At 37.1% G+C, this 17469-nt stretch carries 16 protein-coding genes; 2 read left to right on the forward strand and 14 right to left on the reverse strand.

All coding sequences use genetic code 11. The annotated features are described in order from the left end of the window. Positions 1 to 25 precede the first annotated feature (25 nt). The 7 genes from ND811_RS00470 to ND811_RS00500 all read right to left on the reverse strand — a co-directional run bounded on the left by ND811_RS00470 (position 26) and on the right by ND811_RS00500 (position 6142). Complete coding sequence (locus ND811_RS00470; protein ID WP_265350867.1) at positions 26 to 835, reverse strand: alpha/beta fold hydrolase; 810 nt, start codon at positions 833 to 835, stop codon at positions 26 to 28. Continuing rightward, positions 832 to 1587, reverse strand: a complete 756-nt coding sequence (gene map / locus ND811_RS00475) for a type I methionyl aminopeptidase (RefSeq protein WP_265350866.1) — start codon at positions 1585 to 1587, stop codon at positions 832 to 834. Before map ends, ND811_RS00470 begins: the two co-directional genes overlap by 4 nt. Next, on the reverse strand, positions 1588 to 2562 hold the full coding sequence (arsS, locus tag ND811_RS00480) for an arsenosugar biosynthesis radical SAM (seleno)protein ArsS (protein WP_265350865.1): 975 nt from the start codon (positions 2560 to 2562) through the stop codon (positions 1588 to 1590). A 3-nt stretch (positions 2563 to 2565) separates the two neighbouring features. Continuing rightward, positions 2566 to 2904, reverse strand: a complete 339-nt coding sequence (locus ND811_RS00485; RefSeq protein ID WP_012387371.1) for an arsenosugar biosynthesis-associated peroxidase-like protein — start codon at positions 2902 to 2904, stop codon at positions 2566 to 2568. Positions 2905 to 3034: 130 nt separating this feature from the next. Further along, positions 3035 to 3811 (reverse strand): enoyl-CoA hydratase/isomerase family protein, encoded by a 777-nt coding sequence (locus ND811_RS00490; protein WP_265350864.1) that lies wholly within the window; start codon positions 3809 to 3811, stop codon positions 3035 to 3037. 1 nt (position 3812) lies between these two features. After that, complete coding sequence (locus ND811_RS00495) at positions 3813 to 5861, reverse strand: AMP-dependent synthetase/ligase (RefSeq protein WP_265350863.1); 2049 nt, start codon at positions 5859 to 5861, stop codon at positions 3813 to 3815. Between the two features lie 68 nt (positions 5862 to 5929). Continuing rightward, positions 5930 to 6142, reverse strand: coding sequence for a hypothetical protein (locus ND811_RS00500; RefSeq protein WP_265350862.1), 213 nt, complete (start codon positions 6140 to 6142; stop codon positions 5930 to 5932). A gap of 166 nt (positions 6143 to 6308) precedes the next feature. Here ND811_RS00500 and ND811_RS00505 point away from each other — a divergent pair, with 166 nt between their 5' ends. Both ND811_RS00505 and ND811_RS00510 read left to right on the forward strand, forming a co-directional pair. Continuing rightward, a complete protein-coding gene (locus ND811_RS00505) occupies positions 6309 to 6539 on the forward strand; it encodes a hypothetical protein (protein ID WP_012476097.1) in 231 nt (76 codons plus the stop codon). 202 nt (positions 6540 to 6741) lie between these two features. After that, positions 6742 to 8292, forward strand: a complete 1551-nt coding sequence (locus ND811_RS00510) for a MutS-related protein (protein ID WP_265350861.1) — start codon at positions 6742 to 6744, stop codon at positions 8290 to 8292. Between the two features lie 41 nt (positions 8293 to 8333). Here the strand turns inward: ND811_RS00510 and ND811_RS00515 are convergent, their stop codons facing one another. Genes ND811_RS00515 through ND811_RS00545 form a run of 7 tightly spaced genes read right to left on the reverse strand, consistent with a single transcriptional unit; the run spans position 8334 to position 17442 of the window. Further along, positions 8334 to 10415 carry an AsmA family protein gene (locus tag ND811_RS00515; protein ID WP_265350860.1) on the reverse strand — a complete coding sequence of 694 codons (2082 nt, stop codon included), beginning with the start codon at positions 10413 to 10415 and terminating at the stop codon, positions 8334 to 8336. A gap of 7 nt (positions 10416 to 10422) precedes the next feature. Then, entirely contained in the window at positions 10423 to 11379 is a 957-nt protein-coding gene (locus ND811_RS00520) for an ABC transporter ATP-binding protein (protein ID WP_265350859.1), read from the reverse strand. Beyond that, positions 11372 to 12361 (reverse strand): ABC transporter ATP-binding protein, encoded by a 990-nt coding sequence (locus ND811_RS00525; protein WP_265350858.1) that lies wholly within the window; start codon positions 12359 to 12361, stop codon positions 11372 to 11374. The genes ND811_RS00520 and ND811_RS00525 overlap by 8 nt, the downstream gene beginning before the upstream one ends. Next, a complete protein-coding gene (locus ND811_RS00530; RefSeq protein WP_265350857.1) occupies positions 12358 to 13407 on the reverse strand; it encodes an ABC transporter permease subunit in 1050 nt (349 codons plus the stop codon). The genes ND811_RS00525 and ND811_RS00530 overlap by 4 nt, the downstream gene beginning before the upstream one ends. Next, positions 13404 to 14414, reverse strand: coding sequence for an ABC transporter permease subunit (locus ND811_RS00535; RefSeq protein WP_265350856.1), 1011 nt, complete (start codon positions 14412 to 14414; stop codon positions 13404 to 13406). The genes ND811_RS00530 and ND811_RS00535 overlap by 4 nt, the downstream gene beginning before the upstream one ends. A 3-nt stretch (positions 14415 to 14417) precedes the next feature. Then, the gene (locus ND811_RS00540; RefSeq protein WP_265350855.1) at positions 14418 to 15464 is read right to left on the reverse strand and encodes a lipocalin-like domain-containing protein; all 1047 of its coding nucleotides are present in this window, start codon (positions 15462 to 15464) and stop codon (positions 14418 to 14420) included. Next, the gene (locus tag ND811_RS00545) at positions 15457 to 17442 is read right to left on the reverse strand and encodes a SpoIIE family protein phosphatase (RefSeq protein ID WP_322113439.1); all 1986 of its coding nucleotides are present in this window, start codon (positions 17440 to 17442) and stop codon (positions 15457 to 15459) included. The genes ND811_RS00540 and ND811_RS00545 overlap by 8 nt, the downstream gene beginning before the upstream one ends. Between the last annotated feature and the right edge of the window lie 27 nt (positions 17443 to 17469).

Below are 17469 nucleotides of genomic sequence, written 5' to 3' on the forward strand. Positions count from 1 at the left end.
AACGAATTAAATAGAATTTAAAACCTTAATCAGAAGCTTTCTTTTCAAAACCAATTGTTTTGATTTGTTTCCAAACCCTAAGCCAGGAACTAGAAAAAAAATGGTCCGGTGCTTCTGAGATTTCGATACAACTAAGTCCGTTCTCTTTTGCAAATCTAGTTGTGTATTCTTTGGGAAACCACTTATCCTCATTCGGAAGAAAGATTGTATAATCGGTTCTTTTCTGGATCAAGGAAGGATCTACCACAAATCCTGGTAAAAAAAGATTCTTTAAAAAAAGAGATAAATCTTCTAACCGGATTCTAGAGTTTTGGATGGGAACCTTAAGATGGCCTACTTTTTCGGTTTCTAACCACTCAGGACTCGATAGAGTCTCTAATATTTGTTTGTTGGGAGCCAAATCATCGGAAAGTCCAGGCAAAAGAAGAAGCCGACTAAACTCTTCAATCGAATTTGATTCATACAAATGCCGAAGACTAAGAACACTATCCAAAATAGGAGATAGTAAAAATAACTTTTGAAAACGAACTTCTTTGGCATACATCATAAGGGCTGCCCCTCCCCCACTATGCCCGATTCCATACAAATCTTTGTTTTTGTATCCGTTTTTCTTCACATAACCATCTATCAACTGTATGGCGGTTTTGGGATCATAAACTCCTTTTGAATTTCCGTGGGAAGGGGGATTAAACCTGATTAGCCGAAGGCCCAGTGTTTCTAGCTCACCATCCCGTATCCGAAAGGATCTTGCATTGCCACCGGTGCTCGGCCAAAGGATAATGGCACCTCTAGCATTTTCTAGCGGAGCACCCGATTCTATGATTTCTAAAGTCAAAGTGTTGCGATGATGGGCCTACCATTTTGGACTATAACTGTATGTTCACACTGTGCCACGTAACTTAGCTCCCCACGACGATTACTTGCCACAAGTGTCCAACCATCTTCCTCTTCGTAGGCAGTTTGGCTTCCCGTAGAAATAAAAGATTCAATAGCAAGGACAAGACCGTTTCCCAATTTCCTTTGGTCGCGTTTTTCTTCATAAACCAAAACTTGTGGTTCTTCATGGAGTTTTTTTCCAGTACCGTGACCTGCTAAATTTTTAATAACAGTAAATCCGTTTTCTACAGCAGCAGAATGAATTTCTCTTCCAATGTTTCGTAGATAATTTCCAGTAAACGCCTGTTCTGTGGCACGCATAGTTCCTTCAATAGCTGTTTCACATAACTTGTGAAGTGTTTCATTTGCACTTCCCACAATAAAAGAAATTCCTGTGTCGGCATAATATCCATCTAATTTGGCAGAAACGTCGATATTAACTAAATCGCCATTTTTTAGGATGATTTCTTTTTTGGGAATTCCATGTGCGATTTCAAAATTGGTACTAATACAGGTATACCCAGGGAACTTATAATCAAACTTAGGTGCCGAAAAGGCACCTGCGGTTTCAAATTCCAGTTTGGCTGCGTTGTCCAGCTCTAAAGTGGACACTCCAGGTTTTGCCAGAAGTTTTAAAAGTTCACGAACCTTTGCAACAAACTTCCCTGCTTTTAAAATGCCCTGAAGGTCTTTTTCATTTTGAATCGACATCTAAACAATCTCCCCACCACAACTGGATCCCGCACCGGCAGTACACCCGTAACAATGATTTGCTACTACAATCTCTCGGCTAAGGAAAGATTGCAAATCGAAATCCTTAATATGTTTTACTTCTCTCGATTTCAAATCTAACATTTGGTTGAAATCACAATCATAAACTGAACCATCAAAACCAATGGAAATTTGGTCCAAACACATAAGTCCTGACACAGTGGCGGGATTGTAAGCATTAACCAAAGTATCCATATACATTTCAAATTTACCAGCCCTTACCAAAGAGGCTAGAAATCGATTGATGGGAAGGTTGTTGATACAAAACAACTGGTTAAAAACAATTCCATATTTTTTAAATAGAGTTTCCTTATATTCTCTTTCCAATTGCACCTGTCCTGAACTTAAAAAAAGTCCATTGGGATTATAAACTAAGTTAATTGGAAGTGTGGCTCCATAACCAAGTGCATTTAACTTCTTTAAGGCGGTGATAGATTTTTGAAATACACCTTTTCCTCTTTGGTTGTCAGTGGTACTTTCTATTACCGAAGGAAGAGAGGAGACGATTTCTACCTTATGAGATACTAAAAAATCATATAGCCACTCGTAACCAGGTTCCTCTAAAATCGTTAAATTACAACGATCCATAATTCGTTTGCCGAGCTTAGTGACTTCTTCTACAAGGTATTTAAAATTTGGATTTCCTTCAGGAGCGCCGCCTGTGATGTCGACTGTCTCTATTTCAGGAATTTTGGATATTAAATTCAAACATAGATCTACAGTGGTTTTATCCATCACTTCCGTTCGTATAGGGGAGGCATCCACGTGGCAATGCCGACAAGCTTGGTTACACCAACGTCCTACATTGATTTGGAAAACCTTCAAAGATCTTGCAGGAATAGATTTTCCAACAGTTTCAAGAAACGATTTTCCACTATATGAACGTAAGGTGGAATGTTGTTCAGTTACATCCATAAACTAAAAAGAAAGTTCATCAATTTTGTTTTGCATTTGGACACTATGAACCAAATTGATACCTGCGGCCATCGCAGCTGCCACGTGAACGGCTTCATTCATTTGTGCTTCATCTGCGCCTTTTTGAAGTGAGGTGGTTGTATACGCATCTATACAATAAGGACATTTTAATGCATGAGCAACCGCCAGTGCAATCAGGGCTTTTTCTCTTTCGGAAAGAGCACCTTCTGCCATCACTGCATTGTAATATCCAAAAAATTTATCAGCAAGGGCAGGATTGGTTCTTCCAATTTCTCCAAACTTTCCTAAATCTTTTGCGTTGTAATAATGATTTTCTGCCATAAATATAACTCCCTATCATTAGACTTTTTAATATGATGATGGAGTCAATGGGGTAGTTTTAAGAAACCAATTTCCCGACTAGAATTTTACTCAGAATGTAGAAAGTATCAAACAAAGTAAGAACCTAAATTCAAGTAATGAACTTAGGTCTACGTTTCTCAATTAATGACAAAAATCCTTCTTGGCCATCAGGCGATAAAATGACTTTTGTAAAAAGGTCAGCATCTATTTGGAATAAAGATTCCATCTTTTTTCTATAAGGTTCTCTTAAAGCTGTTTTCATTCCACGGCTAGAATTGTTTGTGAGTTTGGCAAGTGACTCGGCAAACTTCAAGGATTCAGCAAACAATGATTCGGCGCTAAATAATTCATCTACAAGTCCGATTTCTTTTGCTTCAGGGCCTTTGATTTGTTTTCCAGTGAATAAAAGGTCTCGAGTGACTTTTACACCCACCAAGTCCTGTAAAATGATGGTTGGGATGGAAGGAAAGTTGAGTCCCACAATTGCTTCCGAAAACCCAATCCTTGCCCCTTTATCAACCATGTACCGATAATCAGAGAACAACGCAAACACTGCGCCCGCCGCCATACAATGCCCATTCACCACTGCAATAGTAGGAACAGGAAAGTGGAAATAAGTTTGGGCTGTTCGTAACAGTTGTTCAACGGACTTACGCACATCGGATTCTGTTTTTCCATACATCAGAGTGGGTTCAATCCCATTCGAAAAAAACTGAGTTTGTGCGGATGTAAAAAGCAAAACACGCAAATTGGGATTGTTTGCATGTTTGTTTAAAATTTGTTCAAATAATACAAAAGCTTCGAAATCAAAAGTATTCTTTTCATTCGACTGCATCTTGATTTCCAAGATGCGGTCTCCATGAAAGATCTCTGCAAAAGGAGTCATATTAACTGTTTTTGTAGAGTTCCAAAATTCTGTCTTTGTATTTTTCGGTAATCACATGTCGTTTCATTTTCATTAAGTTAGTAAGCTCATCTCCCACTTCAAATGGTTTCGTGATGAGTGTTACATACTGGACTTGTTCGAAATTTTTAAAGCCTGTTTTAACACTGTTAAAATTACGAACTTCCTTTTTATAGAAGTCAACGATACGTGGATTGGTGATTAATTTCTCGGGATCTTTTTCCGAAATTCCGTTTTCTTCCGCCCAAGGAATGAGTGCATCAAAGTCAGGAACTATGATGGCTCCTAAAACTTTTTGGTCTTGGCCCACAATCATCGACTGCTTGATGTACGGTGATTCATCAATCTTATTTTCAATTGGAACAGGCTCTACGTTTTCTCCACCGAGTAGAACGATTGTATCCTTCGCACGACCCGTAAGAGTCAGTGTCTTTTTGAAGTTAATCATTCCAATATCACCCGTGTTCAACCAATTGTCTACGATAGTCTTTTTAGTTGTTTCTGGATTTTTGTAATACCCTTTCATTACCTGAGGTCCCTTGATATGGACCACACCCTTCACACCTAACTTACCGAAGATGATATTTTTTTTGTCGTCGATATGACAAAGGACATTTCCCGCATCATCACGAAGTTGCACTTGGCTAAGGGGAACAATATCACCCACAGATCCCATAATGGGACGATCAAAGGTTCTTGCGGAAATCACAGGCCCAGTTTCGGTCATACCGTAACCTTCAAGAACTGTAATCCCAATATCCATAAAGAAAGCATCCACGTGTTTTTGAAGTGCTCCTCCACCAGAGAGAGTAGCACGTAAATGCCCACCTGTCGCTTGACGAATTTTTGCGAGCACAATGCGATCTAAGGTAAAGGAATTAAATAAAACTCCTAGTCCAGCGAGAACATAAAGTGGAGTCTTAAGGGGACTTTCTTCAGGTAATCCAAACTGTGCAGCAATTAACGAAAGGATAGTTACCGTGAATGGACCAGTTAACAAAAGCTTAACGATAGATAAAAGAGACAACACTAAGGATTGAAAAATATTTCTTCCTACATAATCCACTTCCCAACCTTTGAGGAAACGAACAGCGGCATGGTAATGTTTTGAAAAAAAGTAGGCAACTTTAAACAAAACTCTTCTTACAGGAGGAGTTTGTTTTGGATCGTTGATACGAGTATAAATTCCGTTATAAATACTTTCCCAAACACGTGGAGCAGAAGCCATAAAGGTTGGCCTTGCTTTTTGGATATCATTACGAAGTTCCGTTACTTTTGTGTAGTAAGTAGAACCACCGTTGATGATGGCAAAGTATTCCACAACTCGTTCAAAGATATGCCAAACAGGAAGAATAGACAAAAGACGATCATCCGGTGATACTTTAGCAACACGTGGAACCACATAATGCATTTGGTGAATCATATTGGAATGCATGAGCATAACCCCTTTTGGCATTCCCGTGGTACCAGAAGTATAAATGAGAGTGTACAAATCGTCCGGTTTGATTCCGGCCATTCGTTTCTCTGCTTCACGTTTCCCTTTGGCACGCAAATCTCTCCCTTGTTCCAGGAGATCGTAAAAATGAAGGATTCCAGCACCTGACTTTAGTTTGGTGTCTTTATCCATAATAATTACGGTTTTCACCAACTTCAGTTGCGATTTGTTGTTTTTATATTTTTCGTAAACTTTATCATTTTCGACGAAAACCACTTTGGCTTCAGAATGATTCAAAATATAAACGATTTCAGAATCAGTAATGTCTGAGCCCCTTGGAACGTTGGCTGCTCCTGCAGTTAACACCGCACAATCGGCGATGATCCATTCCATACGATTGTCAGCAAGAACACCTACGTGTTCTCTAGCCTTTACGCCTAATTCAATGAGGGCTTCTGCCAATGCGAGCCCATCTTCGTAAAGTTCCTTGTAAGTTAAGGCTTGGTAATCCTTTTGAGCATTCTTATACCAGAATGCGGGTCTTGGACCGAATTTTTCTGCGGATTCCTTATAAACTTCTGCTAGGTTATTTGCCATATCTCTCCATCTAAAAGCGGTCTTTATGATAGGCCCTACTTTCAGATGGTCAAGAGAAATTTAGGCATTTAATCCCAGTGGAACCCTTCGCGTTGGCGTCCTTTTTTCAGGTGTCGTTTGCGAATTTCGCGGAGTTTGGTCATTTGTTCGAGATTGAGTAGATTACGAGCCGCAAGTCCCATTTGCGGGAGCAATGTTTCGTCTTGTGTATTGGCTAAAAACTGGTTGGTCTTCACAAAGGAGCTTTTAAACTCCAAATTCATATCGGGATAGAAATCCATACAAGCCTCCGTGCTTTCCGGTTTCTGGGGTATTTGTCTATTAAGGTTTCCCACCATCCGTGGTAAGTAGCCTTTCCCCAATATATGTATCGCCGGAAAATGAATATCCTGAAGTAAAAAATTTTGCTTGTACTATTTTTTTTTCTCTGATTATTGGTATTCGTCCATGACGATTCGATTAGAAAATTCTACTGGCAGACGAAGCGGGCGTTTCGTTGCTTATGAGTACGGGGAAGACCTATTTGGGACTCTGTATTTGAATAAATTTTCTGGTCGGGAAAAAGGTCGTCTCATCGACAAATGGAGATTAAATGACTTAGGAAGTCTCATTCGTGTTCTCGACACAGAGATTTCTCGCAGGGAAGAAGAAAATTACGAACGACCTCTTTTCCACTAATCCAACTTTCCTGTTCCTAACTCACAGGAACAAACGTTACCAAAACAAAATTCAATTCCTGTCGCAAAGATTAAGGAAAGTTTCTGTTCTCAGGTTTGTAACTTTTTTTTCATTTGTAGCAACACTTCTATTTTGTTATCTCAGTCACCAATCCTGGAAAGAGTATATATATTCGCTCTTAATTCTACTGCCTTTTTCTTATTTGGTTCAGTTATATTCCAAACGTAAAAACCAAATCCAATACGCCCAAAAAACTAACTTTTTTATTTTAGAAGAACTTTCAAGACTCCGGGGTGAGTTCAAAAAAATTAAAACAAGAGAACTTTGGGAGTACCCTGAAACGGTACGGAACCATCCTCTTTCGATTGATTTGGATCTTTGCACCAAACAAGGCTTTTTGGGAATTTATGATACTACCATCACAGAGATTGGATTTGAAACTTATCTCAAACGATTTTTACAAGAACCAATCGAAAATACAAGTCTCCATTCAGATCCTTCGGAGATTCAACATATTCTTAAAAAAAAATCTTCCTATGGTTACCACCTCTTACGTAAGTTTTTAGTACCGGACGGGGAACCGAATGAAAAGTTTTCTTTACCGCAAGTACATGCAGAAGATTCGTTTTGGAAAAAAAGGAGGTTTTTAAAGGGTTTTTTCCCGATTTGGGGATTCCTTTCACCCTTTTATATTGTTTTGGGATTGTTATTTGACCTACCACTCATTCCATTCCTACTTCTTACCAACGGAATTTTATTTGTGAGTTATCGTCGCGACTCCTTAAAACAATGGAAAGAAATTAGAGCTTTATCTTCTGCCGCTTCCAGGTTTCAAAAAACCTTTATTTATTTGGCAAAAGAAAGAAAGTCCACCAAACAAATGATTGGTCTAATTTCCTCGCTCGGAGATTCTTCTGAGTTACTAATTTCTCCCTTACCTCATCTTATTTTAAACATTCTGTGTTTATGGGATCTTTGGAAAATAAAAGCACTTGAGAAATGGAAAAATAAATTTGGAAAACTTTGGAATGAACTGCAAGTTCAAATGGTAAGGACAGATTCCATTTTACCATTTGTGAATTTTGGATTTTTGTTTCCGGAAGCTCGTTTTGCGGAACTATCCAATTCTGGTCCCCTTTGTGCCGATAGTTTAGTCCATCCCCTCCTTCCTAAATCCAGTCGTGTGTTCAATCCTCTCGCCAAAATGGAACCAGGAGATTTAATGATTGTTACTGGGTCAAATATGAGTGGCAAAACAACCTACCTTAGATCTATCGCCATGTCTTTGTTACTTGCCGGTTCTGGTGCACCAGTGCTTGGTTCGAATTTTAAATTTCCTAAATTCAAAATTCATACGCTGATTCGTTCTCAAGATTCTATGGAAGATGGAGTTTCCTTTTTTTATAGTGAAGTAAGAAGATTGTCTTCCATCATTCAAACTGCGGAACATTCAGATCAAGTACCTATATTATTTTTAGATGAAATTTTGAAAGGGACTAATTCGAAAGAGCGTTATATTGCCACGAGAGAGATACTTTCTGTATTACGGGAGAAACAGACTATTGTATTTTTAACAACACATGATTTGAAACTTGCAGAGATTCCCTGGGCCAAACGATTTCATTTCACTGAATTAGAAGTAGGTGGACAAATGGATTTTGATTACAAAATTCGAGATGGGGTCTCAGGTTCTACCAATGCACTTAAAATTCTAAAAAAAGAAGGAATTCCTATTCGCAATGAAGAGGAATAAAAGTTTAGGTTTAAATACCATTATCAATCAACAAAATAAGTTTATTCCTCCGTTTTTCCTTCCTCGCCTTTTCCGCCAAACAGAGATTTAATTCCATTCCAACCTTTTTGCACGCCACCAGTGACATTATCCACTGCTTTGTTTACATACTCCGACATGGCTGATCCAGCAATTCCACCTACAGCAGCACCAGCGGGACTTGCTAAAAAAATAGTTCCTGCATACACTGAACCAAGCCAAATAGGATCAATAAATGGGGTTGAAACTCCGTAGGTTCCTCTATAAATAATGGGAAGTTTTAACGCTCTTCCGGCCACTCCTGGAAAACCAACGGTGAACTTCATATCGATGTTTTTATTGAAACCAATTTTGCCAACACCAGAACCGGCAATCCCATCCGCTTTTAAAGTAAAATTAGTTACTTCAATGGATTCTTTTGCGTAACGGAAATCAAACTTTAACTCGTTATACGGTGTCGCTCGGCTAAAATCCACTTTTTTTAAATTAATTACACTTCCTATCGAACTAATTGGTTTCAAAATATTTGTATAACTTAATAACTCACCATTCTTGGCATTGATATTACCAGTAATTTGTAAGTTATTAACTAGGGCATCTTCTGTATCTGCAGGAGAATTCAAAACAAATTCGGAATCTAATTTTCCAGTAATTGGCGATATTTTAAAAAGATCGGATAAAATCGGTGCTATTGCTAAATTTTTAATGTTTCCTTTGAGTTCGAGGCCCGCATTCTTTCCCCAAAGATAATGCCCGGTTCCGGTTGCAAATCCTTCATAAGCTTTTAATTCATATTTTGTGATATTCAGTTTTCTTTTAGCATAATGAACATTTAATTTTAGAGAATCAGCATGAAAGTCTCCAGCATTCAAATTTCTTAAATTAAAATTCAAATAAACATTCATCCGGTTCACATAACCAGTACTTGGAATACCTCTTGTTAAAATTGATTTTTCAAAATCAGGATCTATCCAGATTTTTATTACTTTAATAATACTAGGGACATCCAGATAGTCGGAAGTTCCTTCAAATGAGATGGTTGGCGACAGAGGTGGTTTTAAAAAGTTTACATAACCAGATCCGTTTAACTTTGATTTACCTTTCCAATCTACAACAATATTTGCGAAAGACAACTTATCTTCGCGAATATCATAATTCATAATCGTTGAAACTTGTCCATCAGCGAAAGTTTTACCATCTCTCAAAGCTAAATCTCTAATATGCATTCGATCTACAACTGCATAGATTTTTGCATCGTCTCTTTTATAAAAAGGAATATTCCCTGTAGTTTTTACAAAACGCAGATCTCCATAAGTAAAAATAATCAATATATCATGAAGATCTGTTCCTTTTAAATTTTGAAAAGAAAACTCACCTTCCAATCTTGCCGATTCATAATTCATTTCTTCGGTAACAAAAGACATATTTGTACTGAAAGAAATTGGCTCGTCATTTAACTTACCATAGATATAAACATCTAAATTTCTAATCTCTCGATCCAATTGAAAACTGGTTTCCCAAAGATACAATTTGACATTACGAGAATATAATTTGTCTTCAAAGAGAATCGTAATGTTTTTTATTTCGATTTGGTTTACAAAATTTGCAAAAACTTTCGAGAAATAATACTTAGTTCTTTGGTCTGTTACTTCTTCTGAAGGCTTTTGGGATTCAATTTGGGGAGATTCCGATTTAGAAAGAATTCGTTCAAAAAGTGGAAAGGATTCGTCCTTTTCTCGGACAATTTCGACAGTCCCCGTGTTAAGATATATCTTTTTTATTTCTAGAGGTTTACCAACAAAAACTCCATAATAAACTTCGATCCTTAGTTTGTGAACTTGAATCAACTCGTCGTTATTTTTTGAAACCGTAACTTCTGCCAGTTCAATTCCAGGAAAAGGGAAAAATACCGGTTCCGAAGATTGGTAGTTCACCTCTAGTCCTGTTAGTTGGTTTGTTGTATCCAGAATTAATTTTTTATAATAATCTGGATCCGCCAAAAGAGGATACAGAATAAAAAACATAGTCATCGAAACGACAAAAATAGAAGTCAGCAAAATTTTTCCGACAACGCCTTTGATTTTGTCACGAAAGCTTAATTTCATTAGAATTTTATAACAAGGGGAAATGGCATTTTACTCTACGTGTTGGTGTAGGAAATGTTTCCACAGGTTCTTCCATTTTACAAATATCTTGAACAATAGGACATCTTGTATGGAATCTACAACCACGTGGTTTGTTCATCAAACTAGGAATTTCACCAACTAAAGGATGAGAAATTTTGGTTCTATCTTTAAGATCAAAACTAGCTGAGAACAATGCCTTTGTATAAGGATGTAATGGTTTTTGTGAGATCTCGTCACGACTACATTCCTCTACAATTTGTCCTAAATACATGACAGCGATTCGATCCGATACATGTTTTACTATGTTCAAGTCATGAGATATAAACAAATAAGATAGACCAAATTTCTCACGTAATAACAAAATATTATTAATTACTTGTGCTTGGGTAGAAATATCTAAAGCAGAAACTGCTTCATCGCAAACAACTAGACTTGGTTCTAAAATTAAAGCGCGAGCAATGGCAATCCTTTGTCTCTGCCCACCACTAAACTCATGAGGATAACGATGTAAAATATCTGCAGGCAAATTGACTTCTGCAAGTGCCTTTACTGCTTTTTCTTTTTTTTCCGAAGCCGTAAGATTGGAAAAATGTATTTGGAGACCTTCCGTAAGAATTTCTTCGATCGTAAAACGAGGGTTTAGCGAAGAATAAGGATCTTGAAAAACAACTTGGATTTTCCTTTTGAGTGCTTTTAATTTTTCTTTGGGAATGTTTTTAATTTCCTGATTCTCAAATTGGATGGATCCTGAATCAAAAGGTAATAAGGACAAAATGGCCCTTCCTATTGTGGATTTACCACACCCTGATTCACCAACTAGTCCTAAGATTTTTCCTTCTGGGATTGTAAAACTTACTCCTTCCACAGCAACAAGACGCTTAGTAGAAAAAGAAAGTGATTGGGATTGTTTATAAGAAACTACCAAATCTTTTACATTAAGCACTTTCATTTCCTCCATATAAAAAACATTCTACTGACTGGTTATCAGATAAAGAAATAACCTTTGGAATCGACTCACTACAAATTGGAAGTTTATCATTACAGCGAGTATGGAATCGACAACCAGTTGGATAAGATTTTGGAGAAGGAACAATTCCTTCAATGGTCACAAGTTTTTTGCCAATGTTTTCATGTGTTGGGTAAGCAGCGATTAATGCTTGTGTATAAGGATGTTTCGGGTTATCAATGATTTGACCTACACTTCCTTGTTCAATGATCCGTCCTGCATACATCACGGCAATCCGATCGGCTATATGACTTACAAGTCCAATGTCATGGGAAATAAACAGTACTGACATCCCATTTTCTTTTCGTAAGTCTTTTAGTAGTTCTATCAATTGTAATTGGATGGTAACATCGATGGCGCTCGTTGGTTCATCTGCGATTAAAACTTTAGGATCGCACATAAGTGCCATTGCAATACAAACTCTTTGTAACATACCACCAGAAAATTGATTTGGATACTGTCCTAATCTAAGTTTGGCATCGGTAATCCCTACTCTTTCCAATAAGTAAATTGCCTTTTCTTCTGCTTGTTTTTTGGTGCCAAGACCATGTAATAAAAAACCTTCAGTGAGTTGAGTCCCAATTTTATGAAGTGGGTTTAATGCTGAAAAAGGTTCCTGAAAAACATAAGAAATCTTTTTTCCTCTGACAGACATTAGGTGTTCAGAAGACATTTTTAGTAAATCATGTTCTTCAAATAAAATTGATCCGGTCGGATACAATGTGGTATTGGATGGCAACAACTTTGTGAGTGCCAAACTTGTAATCGATTTTCCGCAACCAGATTCACCGACAAGAGCTAAGGTTTCGCCCTTTGCCAGATAAAAATTAACATTATCAACTATAGGTAAAATTCCATCGTCAGTTTTGATTTGGATGGAAAGGTCATTTACTTGGATGGCTTTATCAATTTCTTTCATTCGTAAGCCACCTTATCTTTGGGATCAAATGCATCGCGGAGTCCTTCCCCAACAAATGCTGAAAACAAAATCGTTAAAAATAATGCCACAGAAGGAAAGGTGATCAACCACCATGCCGTTAACCTCTCTCTTCCTTGCCCGATCAGCTCACCCCAGGAAGGATTCGGTGCGGGAATACCATATCCCAAAAAGTCCAAAGCAGAAAGAACGGAAATGGCAGAGATTAAAATAAAAGGTAAGAAGGTGACAAGTGGTGTAATCGAATTTGGCAACAAATGTCGCATAATGATGGAAAACGAAGAGGCACCTAAAGTTTTTGCTGCATCAACAAACTGCTGATTACGAAGTTTTAAAAACTCACCTCTCATATAATAACTTAACCCTATCCAACTCAACGAACCATAGGTAACAATAAGGACCATAAACCCTCTTCCAAAAAAAGAACCCATGATTAGAATCAGATATAAAAATGGAATCGCAGAAAGTATTTCGATGATTCGTTGTAAAAATAAATCCAATCTGCCCATAAAATATCCTTGGATCCCTCCGATAATGGAAGCTAAAAGAATCTCAACAATGATCAGAATTAAACTAAAAGTCATCGCAAGTCTATACCCATAGATGATTCGCGTAAAAACATCCCTACCCCTATCATCTGTACCCATCCAATGGCGTAAGTTTGGTTTCGATGGAGGATTGGTTCCTTCTTCTAAACTATCTAAGTTGTCTTCATTGACTCCAAAAGGAATGGGTGGGAATACCATATAGTTTGAAGTGTTTGTAAATTGTTCTTGTCTGTTTAATTTTTTATAATTCGGTTCTGTTAAATTATTTCCGCCAAATTTTGTTTCTGGGTAAAAACTAAAAATAGGAAAAGAAACACTTCCTTCAAATACCACAAAAAGCGGTTTGTTGTTTATGAGTAATGGAGAAAACAAAGACAAAATATAAGTGTAAAAAAGTATTAACATCGAGTAATAAGCTCGTTTATTTTTTTTAAACTTTTCCCACTTACGAACGTTTGCCGGGTTTGAAATAAAGTTCATTCGAAGTCAATCCTCGGATCAATGAGTATATAACAAAAGTCAGAAACTATCTTTCCTATTAGGCCGAGAAAGCTTTGAGTTAAAAGTAACCCCATCATAAGATCTGTATCCCTTTCTCTTACAGCTTCAAAACTTAAAAGACCCATCCCATCGATATTAAAAACCAACTCAACGAACAACGATCCAGAGAAAATTAAAGTTAAATTACTTCCGAAACCTGTCGCGATAGGAATGAGTGAATTACGAAAAGCATGATGAAAAATGGAATCCGAAAAACTTAGTCCCTTCGAAACAGCGGTCCTAACATATTCTTTAGCAATTTGATCGAGTAGACTGTTTTTCATGAGTAGAGTAAGAACAGCGAAACTTCCGACCACATAACAAATCACAGGTAAAAACATATGCATTATTCGGTCTTTTACCTTTCCCCAATAACTCAATTCTTCGTAAAAGTCTGAAACTTCGTGGCCCAATGGGAAAAAAGAAAAAACTTCTCCCGATGCAAATAAATACAAAAGTAACATCGCAAACGCAAAAACAGGAAGTGAATACGTGAAAAAGATTATAAAACTAGAAATAAAATCAAATCGACTCCCTTCCTTTAATGCTTTTTGAATTCCAAGAGGAATACAAATTAAATAAGTCAAAAAGAAACCTGATAAACCAAAGAACAATGAAATGGGAAGTTTTTCTACAATGAGGTCGGATACCTTACGTGAGTGTAATCTTGACTCACCCAAATCAAATTGAACAATTTGTTTGAGCCAAAGTAAATAGGCCACTGGTGCTGGTTTGTCTAGGTGGAGTCTTTGTTTGATGAGTTCAATTTCTTCCTGAGAAATTTGTTTGGTAGAAGCACCAGCTAAATTACCAGAACCTTTTAGTTTTGCAATTTCGCTATTGAGTGGACCACCCGGTGCAAAATGGGAGATCAAAAATACAAGGAAAGTGATTCCAAGTAAAGTAGGAAAGATAAGCAAAAAACGTTTTAGAAAATATTTCCACATGTCTTAAAACTCCCACCAGTCTTTCGACTTTTTGTAACCTTTCAATTCTAAATATCCTTTGGCTGATTTTTTTTGACTTAGATCTTCGGCCTCCACTCCACCTTCCCAATAGATTGTGGACGTGGTTTTACTTCCATCAAACTCTTGTTCACTGAAAATGGGAGAAACCTTCCATTCCCCACCAGGATATTTGATTTTCCAGTGGAGTGGGTATTCTATTTTTGTAACTGGACTTTTCCAATAAGGCCCAATGGGTTCCATTTGAATTTGACCAGGTTCTTTCCAGTAAGTAGTTTTTCCTTCAGGATTTCGATAGGTTCCAAAAATTTCAGGAAAAGATGTGTCAGATTCTCGAAACCGAAAAAAAACATAATCTCCACCGAAACTGTCCGAGAGACAAATCCAATCCCAACCTGTTTCGCCTGTAGCAAGTGTAGGTAAGGACTTTGATTTTTTTTCGCTCCATTCGTGATCCATCCAAGAAGTTCCAGAAACAATGGTTTCCTGTTTTCCGTTCAGAACTAAATGTCCTGTTGTGATAAGTCTCGGATAACTATAATAATACGAAAAGATATTGGGGTTTCTGTTCGACTTAATCGAAATACCATCTTTGCCATGAACTAAAACCTTTCCGTTTCCTTGTAAGTCCAAATTGATACTCAAATTTTTAGATGTTGACCTAGCTGTAATCTGAAACTTATCTTTGGAAATAATATTTAAATGATAGTCTCCACTATAAATGGATTGATCTGAATAACCAGCTAAGTCACCTATACTCCGTTTAATGGTCTGTGAGGATTGATGTTTTTTATTGGAAAAATCGGAAATTGCAAAATGAACAGGAAAAATTTCCGCTCTCCAATCCGAATCATCAGAAAGTTTTAAACGAAAAAAAGACAATTCATATCCATATTGATTCCCAGAAGCAGACTCCAGAAAACCAACAAAGTAACACCATTCCAATCCGAAATCAGAATGAAAACTATGGTCTTTGGGAAAGGTAAAATGAAAAAAACAAAAAGAAAGGATTAAAATTTTTACTCTATTCATCAGGTAAAGATTCCCACTTCTTCTCAAGTGGTAGGATATGAAGATATGTTTCTTCAATTCGTTTCATTTTTTCAATTACATCTTTCATTTTTTTCTTTTGATTTAACTTTCGATACAACTGAGCCAAGTTATATAAATTAGATAGGTTAGAGTCATTAATGGAATGTGCTTTTTTCCATTCGATTTCTGCTTTTTCATACATTTCGACTTGGTAGTAACAATAACCAAGAACGGAATGTGATTTAAAATGATTGGTTTTGAATTTATTGTATGATTCCAACAAACTAATGGCTTTTTCAAAGTTTCCACTATATGCAAGCGCTTTCCCGTAAGAAAGTTGTGTGTCTAATTCGCGTGGCAAAATCTGGTGCGCTTGTTCATAAAAAACGACTGCTTCTGAAAATTGTTTTTTACGATAGGCCTCATCTCCCTTAGCCTTAATCAAATTAAATTCGGGAAGCATAGGAGAAAGTTGAAGTCCAAGCAAAGTGATATCATCCATTGGGTCTGTGCCCATTGTAAATTCTTTGTGATTGGTTAGAATGGTTTCTACAGTTTCCTGAATGGATTTCTCTGCACAAGATTCAATGATATGAATGAGTTTCTCTTCTCCAAAAGCTTTTCCCTTATCATTTTCTGCTTCCGTGAGGCCATCCGTGTATAAAAATAATTTATCACCAGGTTCTAGTTGGATCTGAAGGTCTCGGAACGTATCACCGGCATCGGGAAACATTCCAAGAAATGTTCCATCTCCTTCGCAGATCTCAGCTTGTTTGGTTTTTGCTCGGTAAAGAATAGGTCTTGGATGGCCAGCTACGGAATACAAAACTTTATAGTCATCGTGAATCAAAACATAAACACAAGTTGTATACCCTTGTTGTTTCACCAAATCCAAAAGTTCCCGATTGATTAATTTGAAAGTTTCTGAAGGTTTTGGTTTTTTAAAATTGGAAAATAATAACTTAGATAAGGCGGTGATAAAAGCAGCAGGGACTCCATGCCCTGAAACATCGCAAACCGCAACTCCCAACTTATCCATATTATATGGAAAATAATCATAATAATCGCCACTTACCTCTTGCATAGGAGTAAAGGCAGTCCAAAATTGGATTCCATTCCAGTCCGGAATGATTTCTGGGATAAGACCTTTTTGAATGTTTTTGGCAAGTTTTAAGTCCTTTGCCATTGAAAGTTGTTTTTTCTCCAACTCTTGTTTGAAAGATTTTAATACTTCTACAGCAGCTTCCAAATCACGATTTTCAATCGCTAACTCACGGGACTTTCCAACAACATCTTTGACATCCACAATCGAAATTTCTTCCAACTGGGAATCCATACGGGAGGTGACCATAACTCTATGCCGGTGATTCACATCATCCTTGGTCAAACGGGAACGAGATAAAAACAAACTATCTTCTTCCCATTCCATTTCATATTCATTGGACTCAGCACCAAAAAGGATATCTTCTCCTAACTCTTTGTGAGAAACATGGATTCCAAAAAGTTTGGTTTTAGTCATTCGGATCGTAAAAGTTTTTAGTTCAAAAAGTACGGCAAGGCCGTTTAACATACCTTGAAAAAAGACTGCATCATACCATTTATCCTGGTATTCCGGTAAATACTTAAATACAAATATTACTTTTTGATTTGAAGTTGGTTTTACGTTTAAATAAACTACTCTCGTTAGGCGACCAATTAAAATAGGGAGTCTTTCGATCATCTCCCCCAAATCAATCCTAGAATCATCTAAAGGAAGCAATTCATAAGCATTGGTGATGAGACTTTCTGTGCCTAAATGGTATAAAATCCCAGATATATCGAGGGACTGGGAGACAGTTTGAATGATTTTATCTTCTAATTCTTGTGAGATCCAATAGTTAGGATCTTTTAGAATTCGATTGTAGATGGTATCATCTAAAATTTCTGGAAACGGGTTGGTATGTCTTGGTAGATGATATTCACGTTGATATACCTGCACAAGTCCTGAAACACGTTTCGATGATAT

It is taken from the genome of Leptospira soteropolitanensis (genome assembly GCF_026151655.1).
Taxonomy (GTDB): Bacteria; Spirochaetota; Leptospiria; order Leptospirales; family Leptospiraceae; genus Leptospira_A; species Leptospira_A soteropolitanensis.